This is a genomic window from Nonomuraea sp. NPDC048882, assembly GCF_040649755.1.
Classification (GTDB): domain Bacteria; phylum Actinomycetota; class Actinomycetes; order Streptosporangiales; family Streptosporangiaceae; genus Nonomuraea; species Nonomuraea maheshkhaliensis.
The window spans coordinates 355,850-377,877 of record NZ_JBEZGB010000004.1; the positions used below are offsets into that span (position 1 = coordinate 355,850).

Annotated in this window: 19 protein-coding genes; 8 read left to right on the top strand and 11 right to left on the bottom strand. The window is 72.1% G+C overall.

Features of this window, described 5'->3' with window-relative positions:
- The first annotated feature begins 18 nt into the window (after positions 1–18).
- Positions 19–1,530 carry a glycerol kinase GlpK gene (gene glpK / locus AB0C27_RS15980; protein WP_357843886.1) on the top strand — a complete coding sequence of 504 codons (1,512 nt, stop codon included), beginning with the start codon at positions 19–21 and terminating at the stop codon, positions 1,528–1,530.
- A gap of 13 nt (positions 1,531–1,543) precedes the next feature.
- On the opposite strand, the gene AB0C27_RS15985 is transcribed toward glpK, so the two are convergent.
- From AB0C27_RS15985 to AB0C27_RS16000, 4 genes are all read right to left on the bottom strand, one after another.
- Complete coding sequence (locus AB0C27_RS15985) at positions 1,544–2,392, bottom strand: ABC transporter permease subunit (RefSeq protein ID WP_357843889.1); 849 nt, start codon at positions 2,390–2,392, stop codon at positions 1,544–1,546.
- The gene (locus AB0C27_RS15990; protein ID WP_357843892.1) at positions 2,389–5,019 is read right to left on the bottom strand and encodes an alpha/beta fold hydrolase; all 2,631 of its coding nucleotides are present in this window, start codon (positions 5,017–5,019) and stop codon (positions 2,389–2,391) included. Before AB0C27_RS15990 ends, AB0C27_RS15985 begins: the two co-directional genes overlap by 4 nt.
- Before the next feature lie 45 nt (positions 5,020–5,064).
- A complete protein-coding gene (locus AB0C27_RS15995) occupies positions 5,065–5,490 on the bottom strand; it encodes a nuclear transport factor 2 family protein (protein ID WP_357843895.1) in 426 nt (141 codons plus the stop codon).
- A 104-nt stretch (positions 5,491–5,594) separates the two neighbouring features.
- Positions 5,595–6,002, bottom strand: coding sequence for a PaaI family thioesterase (locus tag AB0C27_RS16000; RefSeq protein ID WP_357843898.1), 408 nt, complete (start codon positions 6,000–6,002; stop codon positions 5,595–5,597).
- Between the two features lie 92 nt (positions 6,003–6,094).
- On the opposite strand from AB0C27_RS16000, the gene AB0C27_RS16005 reads away from it, so the two are divergent.
- The 3 genes from AB0C27_RS16005 to AB0C27_RS16015 all read left to right on the top strand — a co-directional run bounded on the left by AB0C27_RS16005 (position 6,095) and on the right by AB0C27_RS16015 (position 9,458).
- Entirely contained in the window at positions 6,095–7,375 is a 1,281-nt protein-coding gene (locus AB0C27_RS16005) for a cytochrome P450 (RefSeq protein ID WP_357843901.1), read from the top strand.
- A 10-nt stretch (positions 7,376–7,385) separates the two neighbouring features.
- Positions 7,386–8,183: a class I SAM-dependent methyltransferase gene (locus AB0C27_RS16010; protein ID WP_357843904.1), complete on the top strand. Its 798-nt coding sequence runs from the start codon at positions 7,386–7,388 to the stop codon at positions 8,181–8,183.
- 78 nt (positions 8,184–8,261) lie between these two features.
- On the top strand, positions 8,262–9,458 hold the full coding sequence (locus AB0C27_RS16015) for a hypothetical protein (protein WP_357843907.1): 1,197 nt from the start codon (positions 8,262–8,264) through the stop codon (positions 9,456–9,458).
- A gap of 28 nt (positions 9,459–9,486) precedes the next feature.
- On the opposite strand, the gene AB0C27_RS16020 is transcribed toward AB0C27_RS16015, so the two are convergent.
- Together AB0C27_RS16020 and AB0C27_RS16025 are read right to left on the bottom strand one after the other, a co-directional pair.
- Positions 9,487–10,521 carry a CopD family protein gene (locus AB0C27_RS16020; protein WP_357843910.1) on the bottom strand — a complete coding sequence of 345 codons (1,035 nt, stop codon included), beginning with the start codon at positions 10,519–10,521 and terminating at the stop codon, positions 9,487–9,489.
- Complete coding sequence (locus AB0C27_RS16025) at positions 10,518–11,318, bottom strand: copper resistance CopC family protein (RefSeq protein ID WP_357843913.1); 801 nt, start codon at positions 11,316–11,318, stop codon at positions 10,518–10,520. The genes AB0C27_RS16020 and AB0C27_RS16025 overlap by 4 nt, the downstream gene beginning before the upstream one ends.
- Before the next feature lie 51 nt (positions 11,319–11,369).
- Here AB0C27_RS16025 and AB0C27_RS16030 point away from each other — a divergent pair, with 51 nt between their 5' ends.
- On the top strand, positions 11,370–12,149 hold the full coding sequence (locus AB0C27_RS16030; RefSeq protein WP_357843916.1) for a class I SAM-dependent methyltransferase: 780 nt from the start codon (positions 11,370–11,372) through the stop codon (positions 12,147–12,149).
- Here AB0C27_RS16030 and AB0C27_RS16035 read toward each other — a convergent pair.
- Positions 12,097–13,095, bottom strand: a complete 999-nt coding sequence (locus AB0C27_RS16035) for a diiron oxygenase (RefSeq protein ID WP_357843919.1) — start codon at positions 13,093–13,095, stop codon at positions 12,097–12,099. The genes AB0C27_RS16030 and AB0C27_RS16035 overlap by 53 nt on opposite strands.
- Positions 13,096–13,174: 79 nt before the next feature.
- Positions 13,175–13,774: a TetR family transcriptional regulator C-terminal domain-containing protein gene (locus tag AB0C27_RS16040; RefSeq protein WP_346115343.1), complete on the bottom strand. Its 600-nt coding sequence runs from the start codon at positions 13,772–13,774 to the stop codon at positions 13,175–13,177.
- Positions 13,775–14,096: 322 nt separating this feature from the next.
- On the opposite strand from AB0C27_RS16040, the gene AB0C27_RS16045 reads away from it, so the two are divergent.
- From AB0C27_RS16045 to AB0C27_RS16055, 3 genes are read left to right on the top strand one after another with little or no spacing between them, the layout of a single operon-like run.
- Positions 14,097–15,263, top strand: a complete 1,167-nt coding sequence (locus AB0C27_RS16045; protein WP_357843922.1) for an acyl-CoA dehydrogenase family protein — start codon at positions 14,097–14,099, stop codon at positions 15,261–15,263.
- Positions 15,260–16,285 (top strand): acyl-CoA dehydrogenase family protein, encoded by a 1,026-nt coding sequence (locus AB0C27_RS16050; RefSeq protein WP_357843925.1) that lies wholly within the window; start codon positions 15,260–15,262, stop codon positions 16,283–16,285. Before AB0C27_RS16045 ends, AB0C27_RS16050 begins: the two co-directional genes overlap by 4 nt.
- Positions 16,285–17,817 carry an AMP-binding protein gene (locus AB0C27_RS16055; protein WP_357843928.1) on the top strand — a complete coding sequence of 511 codons (1,533 nt, stop codon included), beginning with the start codon at positions 16,285–16,287 and terminating at the stop codon, positions 17,815–17,817. The genes AB0C27_RS16050 and AB0C27_RS16055 overlap by 1 nt, the downstream gene beginning before the upstream one ends.
- On the opposite strand, the gene AB0C27_RS16060 is transcribed toward AB0C27_RS16055, so the two are convergent.
- The 3 genes from AB0C27_RS16060 to AB0C27_RS16070 form a co-directional block, all read right to left on the bottom strand.
- Entirely contained in the window at positions 17,778–18,905 is a 1,128-nt protein-coding gene (locus AB0C27_RS16060) for a C45 family peptidase (RefSeq protein WP_357843931.1), read from the bottom strand. The genes AB0C27_RS16055 and AB0C27_RS16060 overlap by 40 nt on opposite strands.
- 83 nt (positions 18,906–18,988) lie before the next feature.
- Positions 18,989–20,026: a YafY family protein gene (locus tag AB0C27_RS16065; RefSeq protein WP_357843934.1), complete on the bottom strand. Its 1,038-nt coding sequence runs from the start codon at positions 20,024–20,026 to the stop codon at positions 18,989–18,991.
- Positions 20,027–20,043: 17 nt separating this feature from the next.
- Complete coding sequence (locus AB0C27_RS16070) at positions 20,044–21,939, bottom strand: zinc-binding dehydrogenase (RefSeq protein WP_357843936.1); 1,896 nt, start codon at positions 21,937–21,939, stop codon at positions 20,044–20,046.
- Positions 21,940–22,028: the final 89 nt, after the last annotated feature.

Sequence of the window (22,028 nt, forward strand, 5' to 3'; positions counted from 1 at the left end):
AGACCGGGGGAGAACCGCATGCCCGAGTTCGTGGGCGCCGTCGACCAGGGGACCACCAGCACCCGCTTCATGATCTTCGATCACGATGGGGCCGAGGTGGCCAAGTACCAGCTCGAACACGAGCAGATCCTGCCCAGGTCCGGCTGGGTCGAGCACAACCCGATCGAGATCTGGACCAGGACCGCCGCCGTGATCCAGAGCACGATGCAGCGGGCCGGGCTGCACGACGGCGACCTCGTGACCATCGGGCTCACCAACCAGCGCGAGACCACGGTCGTGTGGAACGCCCGCACCGGACGCCCGTACTACAACGCGATCGTCTGGCAGGACACCCGCACCGACCGGATCGCCGCCGAGCTCGAACGCGACGGCCGCGGCCAGGTCATCCGCGACCGCACGGGACTGCGGCCCGAGGCGTACTTCTCCGGCGGCAAGATCCAGTGGATCCTGGAGAACGTCGAGGGCGTCCGCGCGGACGCCGAGCGCGGTGAGGCGATCTTCGGCACCACCGACACCTGGACCCTGTGGAACCTCACCGGCGGCGTCAACGGCGGCGTGCACATCACCGACGTGACCAACGCCAGCCGCACCATGCTGATGGACCTGACCACCCTCGACTGGGACGACGAACTGCTGTCGTTCTTCGGCATCCCGCGCGCGATGCTGCCCGAGATCCGCCCGTCCGCCGACCCGACCGGCTACGGCGCCACGGTCAGGCAGGGGCCCATGGCCGGCGAGGTGCCGATCACCGCCATCCTGGGCGACCAGCAGGCCGCCACCGTCGGTCAGGTCTGCTTCGCGCCGGGCGAGGCCAAGAACACCTACGGCACCGGCAACTTCCTGCTGCTCAACACCGGCCCCGCCCCGGTGCGCTCGCAGAGCGGCCTGCTCACCACCCCGGCCTACAAGTTCGGCGCGAATCCCACGATCTTCGCGCTGGAGGGCTCGATCGCGGTGACGGGCTCGGCCGTCCAATGGCTGCGCGACCAGCTGCACATCATCACCTCGGCGGCCCAGAGCGAGACGCTGGCGCGGCAGGTGGACGACAGCGGCGGAATGTACTTCGTGCCGGCCTTCTCCGGCCTGTTCGCCCCGTACTGGCGCGCCGACGCCCGCGGCGCCATCGTCGGCCTGTCGCGCTACCACACCGACGCCCACCTCGCCAGGGCCGCGCTGGAGGCCATCTGCTACCAGAGCCGCGACGTCGTCGAGGCGATGCAGCGCGACTCGGGGGTGGTGCTCGACGTGCTCAAGGTGGACGGCGGGGTGACGGCCAACGACCTGTGCATGCAGCTCCAGTCCGACATCCTGGGCGTGCCCGTCAGCCGGCCGACCGTGTCGGAGACCACCGCGCTCGGGGCCGCGTACGCCGCCGGCCTGGCCTTCGGCTACTGGGCCGACACCGGTGAGCTGCGCGCCCACTGGGCCGAGGACCGCCGCTGGGAGCCCAGGTGGAGCGAGGACCAGCGCGAGGAGGGCTACGCGGGCTGGAAGAAGGCGGTCACCCGGGCCCTCGACTGGGCCGGGTGACCGCCCACGCGCTCTAGCTGACCACGTCCTTGCGGCGGAAGCGCCGGAACGCCACCGCGATCAGGATCGCCGCGTACGTGATCGAGATCGAGGCCCCCTTCGCCATGCCGCTCCAGTCCAGCTCGGGCGCCAGGGCGTCCAGCCAGGCGTTGTTCCAGAACGTGGGCAGGAACTCGCGCAGCACCCCCAGCGCCTCCACGGCCTGGAGGATGGTGCACACGATCCACAGGCCGACCGCCCCGCCCACGGCGCCCAGCGGGGAGTCGGTCATGGTCGAGACGAGGAAGGCCACGGCGGCCACCACGAGCTGGCTGACCAGCGCGTACCCGATCACGATGCCGAAGCGCGGCAGCACGTCGAAGGCCGGGATGGTCTCGCCCGTCCCCGGCACCTGGATGTCGTCCCAGCCGAACGCCAGCGTCCCCGCGAGCAGCGCCATCAGCGGCAGGCAGATCACCGCCGCGGCCGAGTAGCCGAGCGCCACGATCAGCTTCACCCGCAGCAGCCGGTCGCGCGGGACCGGCGCCGCCAGCAGGTAACGCAGCGACGACCAGTTGGCCTCGCTGGAGACCGTGTCGCCGCAGAACAGCGCGACCGCCACCACCAGCAGGAAGCTGGCCGACACCGACAGGGCGAAGGCGGCGAAGTTCAGGCCGCTCTCGGTGGCCAGGTCGGAGATGCGCAGCGCCGACTGGCCCTGCGCGTTCGACTGCGGCCCGAACTGGAACGCGATCACGAGGATCCACGGCAGCGCCAGCAGCAGCCCGAACGCGACGATCGTCCGCCTGCGCTTGAACTGCCTGACGATCTCCACCCGCAGCGGCAGCGTGCGGTTCGGCGCGTAGCCGGTCGCGGCGGTCATGCGTTGTCTCCGATGAGGTCGAGGAACACGTCTTCCAGGCGCGGCCCGTGCCCGTTGACCGTGGTGGCCGTTCCCAGCAGCTGTGACACCGGGCCGGTCGAGACGAGCTGTCCGCGCCGCATGACCACGACGTGGCTGCAGGTCTGCTCCACCTCGGCCAGCATGTGGCTGGAGACGATCACGGTACGGCCGTCGCGGGCGTAGCGCTTGAGCACCTCGCGCATCTCACGGATCTGGGGCGGGTCGAGGCCGTTCGTGGGCTCGTCCAGCACGAGCAGGTCGGGCAGGCCGAGCATGGCCTGGGCGATGGCCAGCCGCTGGCGCATGCCCTGGGAGTAGGTGCGTACGGCCCGGTCGAGCGCCTTGCCCAGGTCCGCGATCTCCAGCGCCTCCTCGAAGTGCGCGTCGGCGGCGGGCCGGCCGGTGGCGGCCCAGTAGAGGGCGATGTTGTCGCGTCCCGACAAGTGCGGCAGGAAACCGGGCCCCTCCACGAACGACCCGAGCCGCGACAGCACGGGGGCGCCGGGGGCCACCGGCTCGCCGAAGATGCGGATCTCGCCGGCGTCCGGGTGGATGAGGCCCATCATCATCCGCATCGTCGTCGTCTTGCCGGCGCCGTTCGGGCCGAGCAGCCCGAGCACCTGGCCCCGTTCGACCCGGAACGACAGGCCGTCCACGGCCAGCTCGCCGTTGCGGTACGCCTTCGTCAGCCCGCTGATCTCCAGCGGCACGTCCGCGTCGCCGAGCGGGGCCTCGCTGGAGGCGGCGACGGCCTCGCGGGCGTCCGGCGTCCCAGTGGCTGCGGCTTTACGGCGGCGGGACGGGGTGCGTCCCGTGGCCAGCAGGACGCCGGCGACCACGACGGCGGCCAGCGGCATCGCCCACACCCACCACACGATCCCGGTCGGCGCGGCGGCCAGCGTGCCGACCGTCGGGACCGCGAGCGCGGGGGAGGCCAGCGCCACCTGGTACGCGGCCGGCTGTGCCGGGGTCGCGAACCCCATGTCGGTCGTGGCCACGACCAGGCGCAGCCGGTGTCCGGCCGCGAAGTTGTGGTCCACGGCGGGCAGGGTGACGGTGGCCTCCGCGCTGCCGGCGCCCTCGGGGATGCTCACCCGGACCGGCGCGACCAGGCCGGCCGGCAGGGCGGGCGGCTGGATGCTGTCGGCCACGTCGTACAGCTTCACGAACAGCGTGGCCTCGCCCTTGCCCGACACCTTGATCTTGACGGTGGGGCTGCCGGTGAGCTGGAGCGGGGCGGTGAGCGGCGCCGACTCGAACGCGGCGGACTGTCCCGGCATGTCGAGCGAGACGCCGCCGGTGTTCTGGCCGGCCAGCAGGCCGCCGATGCCCGGCACGGTGGAGATCGCCGCCGGGGCGCCGCCAGGTGGGTTGACGATGTTCTGCGCGGGGCCGCTCAACGCGACGTCGGTGGTGCCGGTGCCCGCGAGGCCCGGGTAGGCGCCCGCCTCCGGGTGCAGCCTGATGCGCTGGCGGGTGCCGGGGTCGCGGCCGCCGTCACGCGTCACCGTGAACGCGCTCACCCGCGGCGCCGAGTCGTCGCCCTTCAGATAACGGGCGAACCAGGCCGCAGACTGGTCGAACAGCCAGTCGGCCTCGCCGTTGCCCCCGTCGTGCCCGCCGTCGAACCAGGCCAGGCTCACCGGGGTGCCCGCGGCGGCGATGGCCCTGGCGTTGGCGTCGGCGTGACCGAGCGGGAACAGCGAGTCGCGCTGGCCCTGGATGAGCAGCGTCGGGGCCTTGATCTGCCCGGCCACGGTGATCGGGCTCGACTTGCGCAGCAGCTCGACAGCCTCGGGCGTGGCCCGGCCGGTCTCGGCGACCTGCTGGTAGACCGCGCAGATCGCGGGCAGGAACCGGCCGCACCTGGCCTGCTCGGGCGTCAGCGGCGGGGCGGCCTCACGCCGGCCCAGCAGGGACGTGGGGTCCAGCGAGACGCCCTGGCCGAAGAAGATGCCGGCCCACATGCGCTTGAAGACCCCGCCCACCGGGTCCGACTGCTCTGCGGGACCCGCGGTGGACCGGGCGGCGGTGGACGGCGTGGCCGGCCGAGCGGCGTTGGGGAAGAGCGCGTCGGCCAGGTCGGACCAGGTGATCTGGGGAACGATCGCGTCCACCCGCTGGTCGTAGGCGGCGGTCATCAGCGCGATGGCGCCGCCGTACGAGCCGCCCGCGATGCCGACGCGCGGGTCACCCGAGGCGTCGAGCCGGACCTCGGGACGCCGGGCCAGCCAGTCGATCAGCTGCTTGACGTCCTTGACCTCGTAGTCGGGCGAGTTGAGTGCGATCTGGCCGCCCGAACGGCCGAATCCGCGCGCCGACCACGTCATGACGGCGTAGCCCTGCTCGGCGAGCCGTACCGCCTGGTCCCGCATGCTCTGCTTGCTGCCGCCGAACCCGTGCGCGAGCAGCACGGCCGGCGCCTTCCCGCCGCCGGGCGGCGCGAAGAAGGTCGTGTCGAGCTCGACCCGCTCGTCGCCGGCCGGCCCGTCGACGACGGTGATTCTCTGGTCCTGGCCCCGCACCTCGGGAGCCGACGGCCACACGAGCCACGTCGTCACCCCGATGAGGGCGAGCGCCGCTGTCAAAGCGGCCACACGCTTCATGCGGAGAGCCTACTTTCCGCACCTGAGAGATCCCTGAGACGACGATCATGAAGCGCGGCGCCGGGCGGAGTGCGCCGTGGCCACGGTCAGGCTGTCCTCGTAGATGTGGTAGCGGGTGATGCGCCCGTCCTCGACCGTGAGGTGCAGGGCGAACGGGGACGTGTACGCCTCACCGGTGGCCTCGACCGTCTGGACGATGTCCCCGAGCACGACGGCGTCGTCCCCGTCCACCAGGATGCGCGCCACCGACGTGCCGTTCAGCTCGGGCACGTGGTACGCGGCCAGCGCGCGGAAGAGATCTTCTGCATCGTCGCGGCTCGACCGCGGCTTGATCCACGGCACCGCCGGGTGTCCTTCCTCCGGCCAGCTGTACTTCCAGTCGCAGCGCTCGGCGAACAGCCCGGCGGTGCGCTCGGCGTCCCCTTCGCCGATCCGGCGCAGCAGTTCCTGAACGGTGTCGCGAGTCGTCATGATCTGTCCCTCAAGTCCGGTTTCAGTGGTGCCGTCACACACTCTCCTCTCGTTCCCGCGGCACCGCGATTACCTCGTACGTAAGGGCGCGGCCTACCCGGTCTTCAGCCCAGGAGCGCGTAGATGGTGCTCGCCTGCGCCACGACCTCGCCGCCGCCCTCGGCCGTGAGGGTGATCTCGGTGAAGGCCAGCGTGCGGCCCAGCTTGGTGATCCGGACGTCGAGCAGCACGTCCTTGCCCACTACCGGCCGCTGGAACGTCGTGGACTGCTGGACCGTGGTCATCGGCACGAACCCGCCCCGCGCCGAGGAGATGGCGACGACGGTCGCGGTGTCGGCCGCGGCCATCATCGCCTGCCCGCTCAGCCCACCGCCCTCCCTGGCCAGGTCGTCGGACCAGGGCAGCCGTACGACGGCGTGCCGCTCGCCCACCTCCTCCACGCGCAGTCCGAGCCGCTGGATCCAGGGGGCGAAGTACTGAGTCAGAATCGCCTCTGCGTTTTCCGGAGTCACGTGACCGTCATCCCCACCGGGCGCGCGGACGTTACGCGTGCGGCGAGTTGCCGGGGCGCCGGGGCGGGGCGCATTGTGGAGGGATGGGGTCGGTGCGGCGGTCGGTGGTCGAGGTGTTCCAGCCGTCAACGTACGAGACGGCGGTCCCGTACGACCTGTTCGCCGCCCTCAGGGAGGAATCTCCCGTCTGCTGGATCCCCGAGCCCGCCCTGGGCCCCTGGCGCGAGGGGCCCGGTTACTGGGCGGTGTTCCGGCACGCCGACGTCAAACACGTGCTGCGCCACCCCGAGGACTTCTCCTCCCACCTCGGCGCCACCCAGATCCGCGACCCCGACACCCCGGCCGACCTGCGCTTCGTCCAGGCGCAGATGCTGAACATGGACCCGCCCGACCACTCCAGGCTGCGCCGGATCGTGGCGGCGGCGTTCACCCCGAGGGCCGTGCGGGCCCTGGAGCAGGCGATCGCGGCGCGGGCGGCGGCGCTGTTCGAGGCGGGGGAGTGCGACTTCGTGGAGGTGGCCGCCGACCTGCCGGTGTGGACGCTGGCCCACGTCATGGGGGTTCCGGCGCGGGACAGGCGGCTGCTGTACGACTGGGCCTCGCGCGTGATCGGCTACCAGGACGACGACTACGCGGGCCTGTCCACGGCCGACGCCGAGGCCCTCACCCCGATGGGCCGGCTCGCCGTCGCGGCCAGGCCGGAGCCGCGTCCCGGGGTCAACCCGCGTTCCAGGGCGGCGCTGACCGACATGTTCGCATACGCGCACGCCCTGGCCGAGAGCCCCGTGGACGGCGAGTCGGTCATGTCCGCGATGCTGAAGGGCGGGCCGAAGGGCGGCCTGACCGAGGCCGAGTTCGAGAACATGTTCTTCCTCTTCGCCGTCGCCGGGAACGAGACCCTGCGCAACGGCATCCCCGGCGGCCTGCTCACGCTGCTCCAGCACCCCGCCGAGCTGGCTCGCCTGCGCGCCGACCCCTCCCTGCTCGACTCCGCCGTGGAGGAGATGCTGCGCTTCTGGCCGCCGGTCATGCACTTCAGGCGGACCGCGACCCGAGACCTCACCCTCGCCGGCCAGTCGATCCGGGCGGGCGACAAGGTGGTCGTCTACCACGCCTCCGCCAACCGCGACCCGTCCGTCTTTCCCGATCCCGACCGGTTCGACGTCGCCCGCACGCCGAACGACCACGTCAGCTTCGGCTTCGGCCCGCACTTCTGCCTCGGCGCGCACCTGGCCCGCGCCCAGTTCCGGTCGGTGCTGCGCGAACTGCTCGCCTGGGACGTCGAGTCGGCCGGCCCGCCCCACCGGCTCACCTCGAACTTCCAGAACGGGCTCAAGCACCTGCCGGTACGCCTGCGCCGCCGCGACCGCTAGCATCACGATCATGGACGACTATCTCCAGGTCAATAGGGCCAACTGGAACGCGCGCGTCCCCGTCCACGTCGGCAGCGCCTTCTACGACGTCGAGGGCTTCAAGGCGGGCAGGAACGCGCTGCGGCCGTTCGAACTCGACGAGGTGGGCGAGGTCGCCGGCCGCAGCCTGGTCCACCTGCAGTGCCACTTCGGCCTCGACACCCTCTCCTGGGCCAGGGCGGGGGCCGAGGTGACCGGCCTCGACTTCTCCGAGGCCGCCATCGAGCAGGCCAGGAGGATCGCCGCGGAGTGCGGCCTTACGGCCAGGTTCGTCACCGCCGACGTCTACGACGCCGAGCGGGCGCTGGGCGAGACGTACGACATCGTCTACACCGGCATCGGCGCCCTGGTCTGGCTGCCCGACCTCACCCGCTGGGCGCGGACGGTCAAGGCCCTGCTCAAGCCGGGCGGGTTCCTGTACGTCGCCGAGTTCCACCCGTTCATGGACGTCCTGGACGACGAGAGCGGCACCAAGGTCACCGAGGACTACTTCGACCGCGGCCCCCATGTCTGGGAATATCCCCACACCTACACCGGCCCCGAGATCCTGGAGCACCAGACCACCGTGCAGTTCCGGCACGGTCTCGGTGAGATCGTCAGCGCGGTCGCGGCGGCCGGGCTGCGGGTGGAGTTCCTGCACGAGCACGATCACACCCTGTTCCGCCGCTTCGGCACGCTGGTCGAAGACGGGAACGGCTACCGGCGCCCGGCGGGGGAGCCCAGGACGCCGCTCACGTTCTCCATGCGGGCGTCGTACCCCAAGCCATGACCCTCCGGGGAAGATCGCGAAACAGGTCGAACGACTCATCGTGGGCCAGTGCGACCGATGACCGTAAGATTCAGTCCCGTGAAGTCTCCAGCATCGTTCAAGAGGGCCGCCGCATGGGCCCTGCCCTACTGGACTCGCGGCGAGGCCGGTCGCGAGACGCCGCACGACCTGTTCAGGGTGCTCTACTACGGGTGGCTGGTGGCGTTCACGCTCAAGGTGCTCGGCTCGGCCTGGGACGTCTCGTGGCACTTCAAGTGGCTGCGTGACGACCTCGCCCCGCCCCACCTGCTCAACTCCGCCGGCACGGCCCTGGTCGTCGCCCTCGTCATCATCCACGGCTACACCGGCTACGGCGTCGACAAGGCCGCGCTCAGGCTGATCCAGTGGGGCACCGGGATCTTCCTCGTCGCGGTGCCGCTCGACCTGATCAACCACCGCGTCAACGGGCTCGACATCACCTCGTGGAGCCCGTCCCACATCATGCTCTACGCCGGGACGTTCTTCATGATCGCCGGCGTGATCCGGGGCTGGTTCGTGGGCGCGCCTCCGGGACGTGAGCGGGTGGTCGTGCTCGGCGCGTTCTTCGCGTTCTTCCTGGAGAACGTGCACTTCCCCGAGCAGCACCAGGAGTACGGCATCCTGTCGCTCGGCGCCTGGGACAACAACGTCGTCTACGCCGAGAAGATCCTGCTCCAGTTCGCCGCCGACCAGATGGGGCGGCCGGTGGACCGGACGATGGTCACCGGGTTCACGCTGCCCGTGCCCGACTACCTCTACCCGGTCTACGCCGTGGTCGCCGGGCTGTCGGTACTGGTCGCGGCCAGGCTGCTGATCGGCAGGTTCGGCTCAGCCACCCTCGTCGCGGGGGCCTACGTGGGGTTCAGGACGCTGGTCTGGCCGCTGCTCACCTACACCGGCTTCCCGCCGTCGGCGCTGCCGTTCTTCCTGGTCGCGGGCGGGCTGCTGGTGGACCTCGCGTTCCTGGTCCGGATCCCCGCCGTACGGGCGGTGCTCGGCACGGCCGTCGTCACGGCGGGCGCGTACGGCGCGCTGATCGCCCAGAACGCGGTCATGGGTCCGGTGTACGGCGCGCTCAAGGGCCAGGAGAGGCTGATGGGCTCGCCGCCGCTGGTCACGGCGTCGGCCGGGTGGGCCGGGCTCGGGCTGCTGGTCGCCTGGCTGGCCATCGAGTGGTTCGCCCGCGGGCACAGCAGGACCGCGCAGGTCCCGGCGCCCCCGCCGGCGACCACGGTGACCGCGCCCGCGACCCCCTGAACGGCAGTCCGGTTGGGGCGATCGGGCTCTAGGCGATCGAGGCTCTGGTGATCGCCACCGCCACCCCGTACGCCAGTCCCATCACGCCCACCTCGGCCGCCGCCCACCCGACCAGGGCGGTGGCCCGGCCCTGGCGGATGGCGGGCATGAGCCGGAAGCGGATGTGGGCGGCCAGCGGCACCAGCAGCGCCACGAGCGCGGCCTTGACCACGACCAACTGCCCGTAGTGGCTGGTCACGATGGCCTCGGGCAACCGCACGCCGGGGGTGAGCGCCATCGTGCCCAGCCCAGTGATCAGCCCGGACAGCGCCACCAGGGCCAGGCAGACGGTCGCCATCCTGGAGAACTTCGGCAGCACGAGGGCCAGCAGGTCGCGATGCGGGGCCAGGAAGACGGCCGTGGCCGCCAGCCCGCCGGTCCACGCCGCCGCCCCCATGACGTGGATCTCCATCGAGATCATGATGGGGTCGTGCCAGACCGAGTTCACCGCGTGCCCGGTGACGGGGATCGGCAGCAGCCCGAACAGCGCCACGATCACCCGCAGCTCGGCCGGCACCTTCTCGCCGAACCGCACCGCCATCAGCCCGATGCCGGCCGCCGCCAGCGCGCACGCCGCGCTGAACAGCAGCCCCTGGCCGGTGCCGACGCTGCCCACGTAGTCGGCGATCATCCCGAACGTGGGCACGGCGCCGGGGTTGAGCTCGGCGGTCTGGAAGACGATGGTGAGCAGCGCGCAGATCGCCCACGCCCACGCGGCCATCACGGCCAGCGGGCGCACCCTGAGCAGGACCGGCTCCGAGCGCTCCGGGTTCCTGAAGCCGAGCAGCTTGGGCAGCAGGCTGAGCCCGACCAGCGCCACGGCGGCCACGTCGAGCAGCACGCGCACGACCGGCAGCCCGACCGAGACGACGGGGCCCGGCATGGGGATGCCGGGGACGGCCTGCTGAGCGGTGAACGAGCTGGCCGCCACGGCCGCGACCACCGCGCACACCCCGAACGCGCCCGCCACCAGCCGCCCGCCGACCCGCTGCCCGGGCACCGGGGGAGCGGCGACGGCCGTCACGAACGCGTCCTGTCGGCCGAAGCTTCCTGAACACCGGTCGCCGTAGCGGCCACCGTCCCGGCAGCCGTCTCCTCAGCGCCCGTCTCCTCAGCGCCCGTCTCCTCAGCGCCCGTCTCCTCGGGACCCGCTTCCTCGGCGCCAGTCCCGACGGCGCCAGTCGCCGCGGGCCCCGCCGACTCGGCACCGGTTCCTTCGGCGCTCGCCACCGCCGGTGCCGGCGCGGGGCGCGGGGCGCCCGAGCGGCGGAGGGCGACGGCCGTGCCGGCGGCGAGCACGAGCAGTGCCCCCACGATCCACACCACGGCCATCCCCGCCCCGCCGTTGGCCGCCGCCTCGGCGGCCTCAGCACTGCCGGCGGCACCGGTCTGGCCGGCGGGAGCGGCCTGGCCGGTGGGGGCGGCGGGGGCGGCCTGGCCGGTGGTGACGGCGGAGGCGCCGGCGGCCAGGGTGAAGCTGATCTTCCCGGTGACGGGGTGCCCGTCGGCCGACAGGATCCGGTAGCCCACCGTGTACGACCCCCCGCCCGGCAGCGGCCGCACCTTCACCGAGACCCGCTCGGCCGCCACCTCGGGGCTCCCGTCGGCCCACGAGGACCCGTCGGCCCCGGTCACGCCCACCTGCGCGTATCCCTGCCGGACCGCCTGGTCGAACACCAGGGTCACCCGTTCGGGCGAGGCCGCCAGCGTGGACCCGTCGCGCGGGTCGCTGGAGATGAGCACGTTGTGCGCCTGGGCCGGTGCGCCGGCCACGCCCACGGCGGCGAGAGCGAGCAGCAGGACCGTGAGTAGCCGCCTCACAAGTCAGAACCTTCCATCGGACAATTCGCGAACCCGTATATGGTCCCATCCATGGAGGACCTGTTCGGCGGCGCGGCTCCCTACTACGCGAAATACCGCTCCGGCCACGGCGACCCGGCGATCGAGCACCTGGCCATGACGTTCGGCGCCGGGGCGACGGTGCTGGACCTGGGCTGCGGCCCTGGCACGGTGGCGATCCCGCTGGCCCGGCGCGTACGCGAGGTGCTGGCCGTCGACCCGGACGCCGAGATGCTCGCCGAGGGCAGGCGCTTGGCCGCGCGGGCGGAGAACATCCGCTGGCTGCGCGGCGACTCGACGACGCTCGACCGGCTGCCCCCGTTCGACCACGTCGTGATGGGGCGGTCGTTCCACTGGATGGACCGGCGCGAGGTGCTGGCGGACCTGGACCGGCTGCTGCCGCCGGGCGGCGTGGTGGCGTTGGTCGGCCCCACCCGCGCGGGCGAGGAGCAGCCGTGGGAGCCGGCCATGCGGCGGGTGCGCGACGCGTTCGGCGTCAACACCTTCACCGCGAGCAACTCCTACCAGGCCACCGGCGAGCACCATGACGACGTGCTGGCCGGCTCGCCGTTCCGCGACCTCGACCGGGCCCACTACGAGGTGCGGATCGGCTACGACCTGGAGGCCGTGATCGGCCTGCAGCTGTCCTACTCCTACACCGCTCCGGCCCGCCTCGGAGACCGGCTGGACGCCTTCACCGAGATGGCCAGGCGGGCGCTGCTCGCGTCGAACCCGTCGGGCAGGTGGAAGCTGGTGACGGTCACCGAGGTGCTGGTCGCCCGGCGGCCCGCGGCGCCTCCCAGATCCCCATGATCCGCCAGACGCGCCGGGTCACCGCGTTGATCAGCCCGATCTCGGCGCACAGCTCGCGCGTCCTGGCGACGGAGTCGCGGATGTTCTGCCGGGCGCCGGGGTCGCGGAGATAGACCTCGGCCACGACGCTCGCCGGGATCCCGAAGCGGCGGATCATCGCTCCGGGCGGGGCCAGCATGATACGCGCCATGACGCCGAGGACGACCGGCGAGACGAGGCCGAGCAGCAGCCGCCGGTGTGCGGGCATCCTGGGCACGCGGTTGCGCAGGTAGTGCCGGGCGAAGGAGATGTGCCTGGCCTCCTCCGCGATGTGGATGCGCATGATCGTCTCTTCCAGCGGGTGGTGCGCCCGGCCGTCCTTGAGCACCTTGCGCTGGACGTGGTCGATGGGGTCCTCGCCGCCCAGCACGAAGATGAAGAACAGCTCGGTCGAGATCAGCGGGATCCAGGGCGCCACCTGGGCGATCACCGACAGCGGGCCGGGCATGCCGCGGATCGGCATCCCGGTGCGGTTCACGAACTCCTGGAACATCATCCCGTGATGTCCCTCTTCGATGGTCTCGTGGTAGACGTAGCGGAACTCGGGGGATCCGTTCGGCAACCGGTAGGCGTAGTTGAGCAGCCCGCGCTTGAGCAGGTTCTCGAACTGCAGCCCGATCTTCATGGCCGTGGCCACCCGCCACAGCCCGATCCTGGCGCGCTCCTCGGGGGAACGGCCGCGGTACCACGGGTGGCCGCCCAGCCGGTCGACCTCGGGCAGCTCCCAGCGCGGATCCTCCGGATCCACGAGGAACTCCGGGTCGTCCCAGGGGATGTCGCGGTACGGCTCCCAGTGCTTGTCGACCGACGCCTTCGAGAGGCGTTCGATGACCGCTCGGTACGCGCTCCCGCTCGCGACCTGCTCGTCACGTTCCCTGGCGGTGGTAGAGCTCGGTGCGTCCGTCATCGCGTGCACTCCTCTCCTCGCCCGCTAATTGTACGGAGAATCCAATAAGGCGGGAAAGGGAGGACCACAGCTTTTCCGGTCACAACTTGTCCTGGGGCACCCCCAGCTCGATCGCCGCCGCCGTCCGGATCAGCACGTTGACCCGCCGCCGTGACAACACCTTGGGATGGGTGTGCGTCTGCACCGCCAGCCCGTCGATCAGCGCGAAGAGCCGCCACGTCGTCCCGTCGGGGTCCGGGCAGGTGAACTCGCCGCCCGCCACGCCGGCCTCGATGATCGAGCGCATGAGCGTGCGCCCCCTGGCGTCGATGCGCCGCGAGATCTCTTCGAGCTCCGTGCTGCGCATGGCCTCGGACCAGGCGTCGATCCACAACCGCCAGCCCTCGGTGGGGATCGCGGGAGAGCAGAGCCGCAGCAGCGAGCGCAGGCGGTCGAGGGGTGTGCCCGTCGAACGCTCCACGTCGGCCAGGGCTTCGAGATGCAGGCGGGCCGCGTACGCGAAGGCCTGGGCGAGCAGCCGTTCCTTGGTCTCGAAGTGGTAGAAGAGCAGCGCCTGGCTGACGCCGGCCGCCCTGGCGATGTCCAGGGTCCTGGCGTGCCCGAATCCCCGCTCCGCGATCACCTCGCAGGCCGTCTTCAGTAGATCCTCGCGCCGTAATCGGCTGAAACCTGTTGTCACAGCGAGTAACTCTAACTTCTGATCATTAGTATTTATAGGACAAACCGGGCGTCAGTGCTGCTGATCTGAGATGTCCCGGTACGGTACGGCGGCCTGGCTTACCGACTGTCATGTTGATCATGGTAATCGGGAAAGGCCGAACGCCTTTCGGTAAGAGGTCACAAAAGCGCCTCAGTCCCCTATTTCGCCACGCTTGTGACGAAACGGGCGTCCCTGGGAGTGTGGCCGGGCGATCCGCGCGGGAAAGACCTCCAGAGCAATGCTCTATGCGTGCCGGGACGAGCTGACTAGAGTAAGTGAGCACTGATGCCGAGGAGTCGATGTGAACCTTGCTGATTATCGGCGTGCGGCCGGAGCCTGGCTGCGGGACAATGCTCCGTCCGAGGACCCTCCTGAGGCCGACGGGATCGCCCGCGCCAAGGACTTCATGGCCAAGCTCTACGACGCCGGCTACTCCGGCATCACCTGGCCGAAGCAGTGGGGCGGCCAGGGGCTGACCCAGGCCGAGGAGCGCGCGTTCGCCGAGGCGGCCCGTGACCACACCCTGCCCACCTACGTCTTCATGATCGGCCTGGGCATGACCGGGCCCACGCTCGTCGACCGGGGCACCGACGCCCAGCGCGAGCGGTTCATCCGGCCGCTGCTGCGCGGCGAGGAGATCTGGTGCCAGCTCTTCTCCGAGCCCGGCGCCGGCAGCGACGTGGCCAGCCTGCAGACCAGGGCCGAGCGCGACGGCGACCACTGGATCGTCAACGGCCAGAAGGTGTGGACCTCCGTCGCCCACCACGCCGACTGGGGTCTGCTGCTCGCCCGCACCGACGTGGACGTGCCCAAGCACAAGGGTCTGACCATGTTCGTGGTGGACATGCACCACCCCGGCGTGACGGTCAGGCCGCTGAAGGACATGTCCGGCAGGGCCAACTTCAACGAGATCTTCTTCGACAACGTCACCGTTCCCGACGAGCACCGCGTCGGCGAGGTCAACGACGGCTGGAGCGTGGCCGTCACGACCCTCCTGCACGAGCGGCTGTCGATCTCGGCCGGCGTCGGCATGGGCGGGCAGAAGGACAACCCCGCCTCCGTCGAAGCGCTGCGCCAGGTCGTCGACACCGATGACCCGCTGGTCCGCGACGAGCTCGTCGAGCTGCACATCCGCACCCGCGCGCTGGCGCTGTTCAACCAGCGGCTGGCCCAGGAGACCAGGGCCGGGATCTTCCCCGGCGCCCGGGGCAGCGCCGCCAAGCTGCTGCTGGCCGAGCTGACCATGTTCCAGGCCGACCTCGCCACCCGGCTCGCCGGCCCCGAGGCGATGCTGGCCGACCATCCCCTCGCCCGCGCGATCTCGACGGCCCCCGGCATGGCGCTGGGCGGCGGCACCAACGAGATCATGCGCAACATCGTCGGCGACCGCGTGCTCGGCCTGCCGCCCGAGCCCCGGGTGGACAAGACCGTGCCGTTCAAGGATCTGAAGGTGGGGACGCAGGCGTGAAGCTCGTACTCAGCGAGGAACAGCGCGAACTGCGCGAGACCGTACGTGGCTTCCTGCGCACCGCCTCCCCCCTGCCCAAGGCCCGGGACGGCTACGACCCGAAGGTGTACGCGCGCCTCAACGGCGAGCTGGGCCTGTCGGGACTGATCGTCCCCGAGGAGTACGGCGGCGCGGGAGCCGGTCTGTCCGAGCTGGCCGTCGTGCTGGAGGAGACCGGCGCCGCCCTGCTGCCCGGTCCCTTCCTGGCCACCGCCTTCACCGCGCTCGCGCTGACCGCGACCCCCGACAAAGAGCTGCTGACCGGCATCGCCGAGGGCCGCGTCGCCGCCACCCTCGACCAGGGCGAGCTCTCCTTCGACGGCTCCGCCGCGAGCGGCACCCTGCCCAGGGTGCTCACCGGCATGGAGGCCGACGTGCTCGTGGCGCCCGCCCCCAGCGGCGACGGCGGGAAGGTCCTGTTGGCCGTCGAACTGGCCGGCCCCGGCGTGCGCAGGACCGCGCTGGAGCCGCTCGACCTCACCCGCGGCCTGGCCGAGGTGGTGCTGGAGAGCGCGCCCGCGCGGGTGCTCGGGCCCGCCCCGCAGGCCGGCGTCGGCGACCGGCTGTGCGTGGCGCTGGCCGCCGAGCAGCTCGGCGTGATGCGGGCGGCACTGGAGTCGATCGTGGCCTACGCCAAGGTCCGCGTGGCCTTCGGCCGCTACATCGGCTCCTACCAGGGGGTCAAGCACAAGCTCGCCGACATGCACGGCAAGCTCGAACAGGCCGAGTCGATCGTCCGCTACGCCGCCTGGGCCGCCGACGAGTCGCCCGGCGAGCTGCCCGAGGCCGCCGCGCTCGCGCAGGCGTACGTCGGCCGCGCCTGCTTCGAGGTGGCCCGCGACCACCTTCTGCTCCACGGCGGGATCGGCTATACCTGGGAGCACGACGCGCACCTGTTCTACAAAAGGGCCAAGGCGGACGAGGTGCTGCTGGGCCCCCCGAGGATCCACCGAGCCAGACTCGCGCAACTACTGGAGTTGTGATGGACGTCAGCGACCTCCCCGGCTTCTACGCCATCGCCGCCGCCGACCCCGGCCGCCCGGCCGTGATCGACGCCGACGGCTCGGAGACCTCCTACGGCGACCTGCTCGCCCGGGTCAACCAGGTCTCGCACGGCCTGCGGGCACGCGGGCTCGGCACCGGTGACGTCGTCGCGGGCGTGCTGCCCAACGGGGTCGACGCCCTCGTCCTGGTCATGGCCACCGGGCAGATCGGGCTCTACTACGTGCCGATCAACTGGCATCTGACGGCCGCCGAGGTGGCGTACATCCTGGGCGACTGCGACGCCAAGGTGGTCGTCACCAGCGCCGAGCACGCCGTGCCCGGAGGGGAGATCGGGACGGACGGCCTGGCCGAGGGGCAGCCCGCGGACGCGCCCGCCGACCGCACCGCCGGCGCCGTCATGTGGTACACCTCCGGCACCACCGGCTTCCCCAAGGGCGTGCAGCGCCCGCTGGCCGGCGCCGAGCCGGAGCAGCTCGTGCCGCTCTACACGTGGTTCTTCGGGCAGGTCGTGGACCTCAAGGCGGGCGACGAGGTGCACCTGGTGACCTCGCCGATGTACCACTCCGCGCCTTGCGCGCACGCCCAGTTCGCGCTGCACCTCGGCCACACCGTGGTGATCACGCCCAGGTTCGACCCGGTGAACATCCTGGAGCTGGTCGAACGGCACCGGGTGTCCAACGCGATGATGGTGCCGACCATGTTCCACCGGATGTTGCAGCTGCCCGAGGACGTCAGGGGCAAGTTCGACGTGTCGAGCCTGCGCCAGGTCATCCACACCGCCGCCGCCTGCCCGGTCGCGGTCAAGCAGCAGATCATGGACTGGTGGGGGCCGGTCCTTTACGAGTACTACGGCTCCACCGAGTCCACCATCGCCTTCGCCGTCAAACCGCACGAATGGCTGGTCAGGCCCGGCACCGTGGGCCGGCCCGCGCCCACGTTCGAGGCGAAGATCCTGGACGAGGCCGGCGAGGAGCTGCCGCCGGGCGAGCCCGGCCTGATCTACGTCAAATCCGGCATGGGCACGTTCGAGTACCGCAAGGACCCCGGCAAGACCGCCGCCAGCATGCGAGGCGAGTGGTACGCGCCCGGCGACATCGGCTACCTCGACCCCGACGGATACCTGTTCCTGTGCGACCGGCGCACCGACCTCATCGTCTCCGGCGGGGTGAACATCTACCCCGCCGAGATCGAGGCCGCCCTGCTCGAACATCCCGCCGTGGCCGACGTGGCCGTCATCGGGGTGCCCGACGAGGAGTGGGGCCACAACGTGGTCGCGCTCGTGCAGCCCGCCGCCGGGCACACCCCGGGTCCCGAGCTGACCGCCGAGCTGCTGGAGCACTGCGGGCCGCGGATCGCCAGGTTCAAGCAGCCGAAGCTGATCGAGTACCGCGAGCGGCTGCCGCGCACGCCGACCGGCAAGCTGTCGCGCTCGAAGGTCCGTGCCGACTACCTGGCCCACTATCCGGCGGACTACCCGGCCGACGCTGAGAACACCAGCTCCTCGCTGTAACGGCCGCCGTCGCCCAGATAGAAGCGGGCCGACAGGGTACGGTCGGCGGTGTCGAACACCGTCGACCACAGCGTGCGGAACGGCAGGTCGCCGGTCTCCGGCTGGCGGACCGCGTCCATGCCGTCCCGCACGTCGCCCGCGGTCATCGAGCCGGACTTCTGGCCGTGCTCGTACAGCGTGCGCAGCCGCTCGAACGTGCCGAAGCTGTGCGGGCCGTCCTCGGGCAGGTTCGCCGGGTCAGGATGGCGGTGCAGCAGGTGGTTGGTGACGCAGAGCGGGGCGTCGCCGAGGTCGACGATGTGCTCGCTGCCGTCCCTGCCCCGTTCCCACACGAACGCCTGCCCGTACGCGTCGGCCACCAGGTAGTGCAGCGCCACGCCGAAGTCGTAGTGCTTGGCGCCCAGCAGCGCCTGCTTGGCCTGGTCGGCGTTCTCGCAGGTGTCGACCAGGAACCTGGGCAGCTGCACACTCGCCAGGCCCACCTGCGGTGTGGCCGGGCCCTGCGGCGGTTCCGCCTGCTCGAAGTCGGCGACCAGGAGCATCACCGCCAGGCCGGCCGCGTTGACGCCGTCCATGCAGCCGTCGAGCTCGTTCATGGTGAGCACGACCGAGGCGAGCCCGTCGTCGGGCAGCGTCGTGATCACGTACGGGCGCGACGCCATCGGCAGCTCGTCCGGGCCCGGTGTGCCGCCCATGATCTCGCTGGTCGTCGTCGGGAAGAAGTCGTAGTTGCGGCCTGCGCGGCCGTGCCCGTCGGCGGCGGCCGACGGCGGGATCCACATCGCCGAGCAGCCGGAGCCCGCGGGGACGAAGGAGAGGGCGTCGAGGGCCAGGTCGTCCTGGTCGGGATCGAGGCCGAGCGCCGCCGCCGCGCCGTCCATGCGCGCCTGGTGCTGCGGCCAGTGGCGCTCGAACCAGGTCCTGCGCGCCCTGCCCACGACCGGGTCGATCGGTGCGGGCGCCCAGCCGAGCCGCCTGGCCTCCTCGGCCAGCGCCCTGCCGATCTCGACCTGGCCGCCGGCCAGGGTCAGGTGGCGGACCAGCTGGAAGTCGTTCTTGCCGCCCGCGACGTGTGTCAGGTTCTTCATGCCTTCGACCCTGCCGGGACCCGCTGACCACCCCCTTACCGGCCACTGACGGCCCGCCGGTCGGCACCCTGCTGGGTCGCCCGCTACCGGTCGCCATCGGCCTGCCGGCCGGAGCTGTCCCGGTCGGAGCCGCCCCGGTCGCCTGGCGTGCGCCGGTCGGAGCCGGATCGGCCGCCCGCCGCGCGCCGGTAGCGCTCGGAGAGGCGCAGGACGTGCTCGGCCAGTTCCGGCGGGTCGAGCACCTCGAAGTCGACGCCGAGGAAGCCGATCCACACCGCCATCCCGTTCACGTCGTCGCCGCCCAGCCGGAGCAGGCAGGTGGACTCGTCCACCGGCTCGACGTCCAGCCCCGGCGACACCGCCCGCATCCGCCCCGCCGGGGCGTGCAGCAGCACCGTGGCGTGGTGGCGCCACATCGCCGTGCTGACGCCCCGCTCCACGTACGCCGCCACGTCCCCGCCCTGCGGCAGCTCGCGCGGCGTGAAGCGGGGGCCCGCCGGCGTGCGCGGGCGCAGCCGGTCCACCCGGTACGTGCGCCAGTCCCGCCGGTCGAGGTCGTAGCCCACCAGGTACCAGCGCCCGTGCCGGTGTGCCAGCCGGTACGGCTCCGCGGTCCGCAGGCTCGCCGCGCCGTCGTGGCCCGTGTAGTCGAAACGCAGCACCTCGTGGTCGCGGGCCGTGTTCGCGATCGTGGTCAGCACGTCCGGCGCGACGGCAGGGGAGTTGCCCGTGATCTGCACGGTGTAGTTGTTCAGCGCGCCGACCCGCCGCCGCAGCCGGGACGGCAGCACCTGCTCCAGTTTCGCCAGGGCCCGTACGGAGGACTCCTCGATGCCCTCGACCCCGCCTCCGGCGGCCCGGCCGAGCCCGACCGCGACCGCGACGGCCTCCTCGTCGTCGAGCAGCAGCGGGGGCAGCGCCGCCCCCGCCCCCAGCCGGTAGCCGCCCGCCACGCCGGGGGTGGCGTGCACCGGATAGCCGAGCGCGCGCAGGCGTTCGACGTCGTTGCGGATCGTCCTGGTCGAGACGCCGAGCCGGGCGGCCAGCTCGGGGCCCGGCCAGTCGCGCCGCGTCTGGAAGAGGGACAGCAGCTTGAGCAGACGGGCCGAGGTGTCGAGCATGCGCACCAGTGTGCCCGCTAACGCGGAAAGGAGTCTTCCGCGTTGATGATCAGCTTGCCCAGGAAGTGGCCGTCCTCGCTGCGCCGATGAGCCTCGACGGCCCGCTCCAGCGAGAACACCTCGGCGACCGGCACCCGCACCACCACCCGTGGAGAGTCCTCGCGCGCCTGATCGCCTCGTGCCGCCGCGAGCGGGTCGTGCAGGGCCCGTACGTCGTCTTCCGGGTTCGTGCCCCGGCCCGACGAGAAGCGCACACCGAACTCGGCCGCGTCGGCCAGATCCGCGATCGTGATCACCTTGGCGGGGTCGCCGGTCAGCTTGACCGACAGCTTCAGCACGCCCCTGCCGGAGGCGTCCAGCACCCGGTCCACGCGGTCGGGCAGGCGCTCCTCCAGGCCGTCCCCGTACGTGACGGGATGGACGCCGAGGCCGCGCAGGACCCCATGATGGCGCTCACTGGCGGTGCCGATCACCCGGGCGCCGAGCGCGCGGGCGAGCTGCGCGGCGGCCAGGCCGACGCCGCCCGCCACCGCGTGGATCAGCAGTGTCAGGCCCGGGCCGACGCCGAGCTCGCGCAGCGTCCTGACGGCCGTCCCGACGGCGACGGGCAGTGCGGCCGCCTCCTGGTACGTGAGCTCGTCCGGCTTGCGCACCAGCCGGTCCGCCTCGGCGATCGTGTGCGTGGCCAGCGCCCCCGACGCCACCTGGCCGAACACCGCGTCGCCCAGCCGCCACCCGGTCACCCCGGGACCAAGCGCGTCGATCGTGCCGGCCAGCTCGATCCCCGTCCCCTCCGGGCCGTCCATCTCGGTGCCGAGGAGACCGGCGCGGATCTTCCTGTCGATGGGGTTCACCCCCGCCGCCCTGACCGCCACCCGCACCTGGCCGGGCCCCGGCCGGGGCATCGGGATCTCCTCCAGCTCCAGCACCTCCGGCCCGCCGTGCTCGCGGTAGCGGACGGCCCGGGCGGTGACGAGCAGGACGGCCTTGCCGACCAGCTCGCGGGCCTCCAGCGCCGCGTGCGCCTCCCGCGCCCGTTCCAGGGGGACCGCCAGGCCCACGACGGTCGTCAGCCGGCCCGCCGCGATCTCCCGCATGGTCTCCGCCGCGAGCCGCCCGAACTCGGCGGGCGCGAACTGGACCTGCTCCATGCCGGTAACCCGCACCCCGCGCCGGTCGGCCTCCGCCGGGTCGATCGCGGCGGTGGCGCCGCTCGGCACTCCGTACGCGAAGAAGCGCCCGCCCCGCCCCAGCAGCCGGAACGCGCTCCCACCGACCTCCCCGCCCACCCCGTCGAACACGACGTCGAACCGCTCACCCGGGGCGTCGAGCCCTGGGTAGTCGACGGTCGTCGCCGCGCCCGCCTCCAGGGCCGCCCGCTGTTTGGCCGGGCCGTGGGCCGCCGCCGTGACCCGGGCCCCGGCCGTGGCCGCCAGCCCGACGAGGGCCAGACCCAGCGCCCCGCCGGCCCCGGTGACCAGCACCCGCGTCCCCGGCTCCAGGCCGGCAGCCCGTACCAGGCTCAGCGCCGCCGGACCCACCTGGATCAGTGCCGCCGCCCGCCAGAGGGGCACCTTGTCCGGCACCGCCACGACCGTCTCCACGCTCGCCGCGACCCGCTCGGCGTACCCGCCGCCGGGCACCAGCGCGGCGACCCGCCGCCCGATCCAAGAGGCGTCCACCCCGTCACGCACCGACAGGACCCGCCCGGCCACCCCCGTGCCCGGCACGTACGGCGGCTCGACGGGGAACCACTCCCGCCCCCACCCGGAGCGCAACTGCGCATCGATGGACATGACGTCCGACACCGACACGCCGATCACCAGCTGCCCCGCCCCGGCGACGGGATCCGGCGCCCGCTCGGCCACCAGCACCTCGGGACCACCGAACTTCTTCACCTCGACCACGTTCATGCGGCCGAGTCTGCAACCTCAAGTCCGCTTGAGGTCAACCGGCGGGGCGCGGACAGGCATCCCGCCCGCGCCCCGCCGTGCGATCAGAC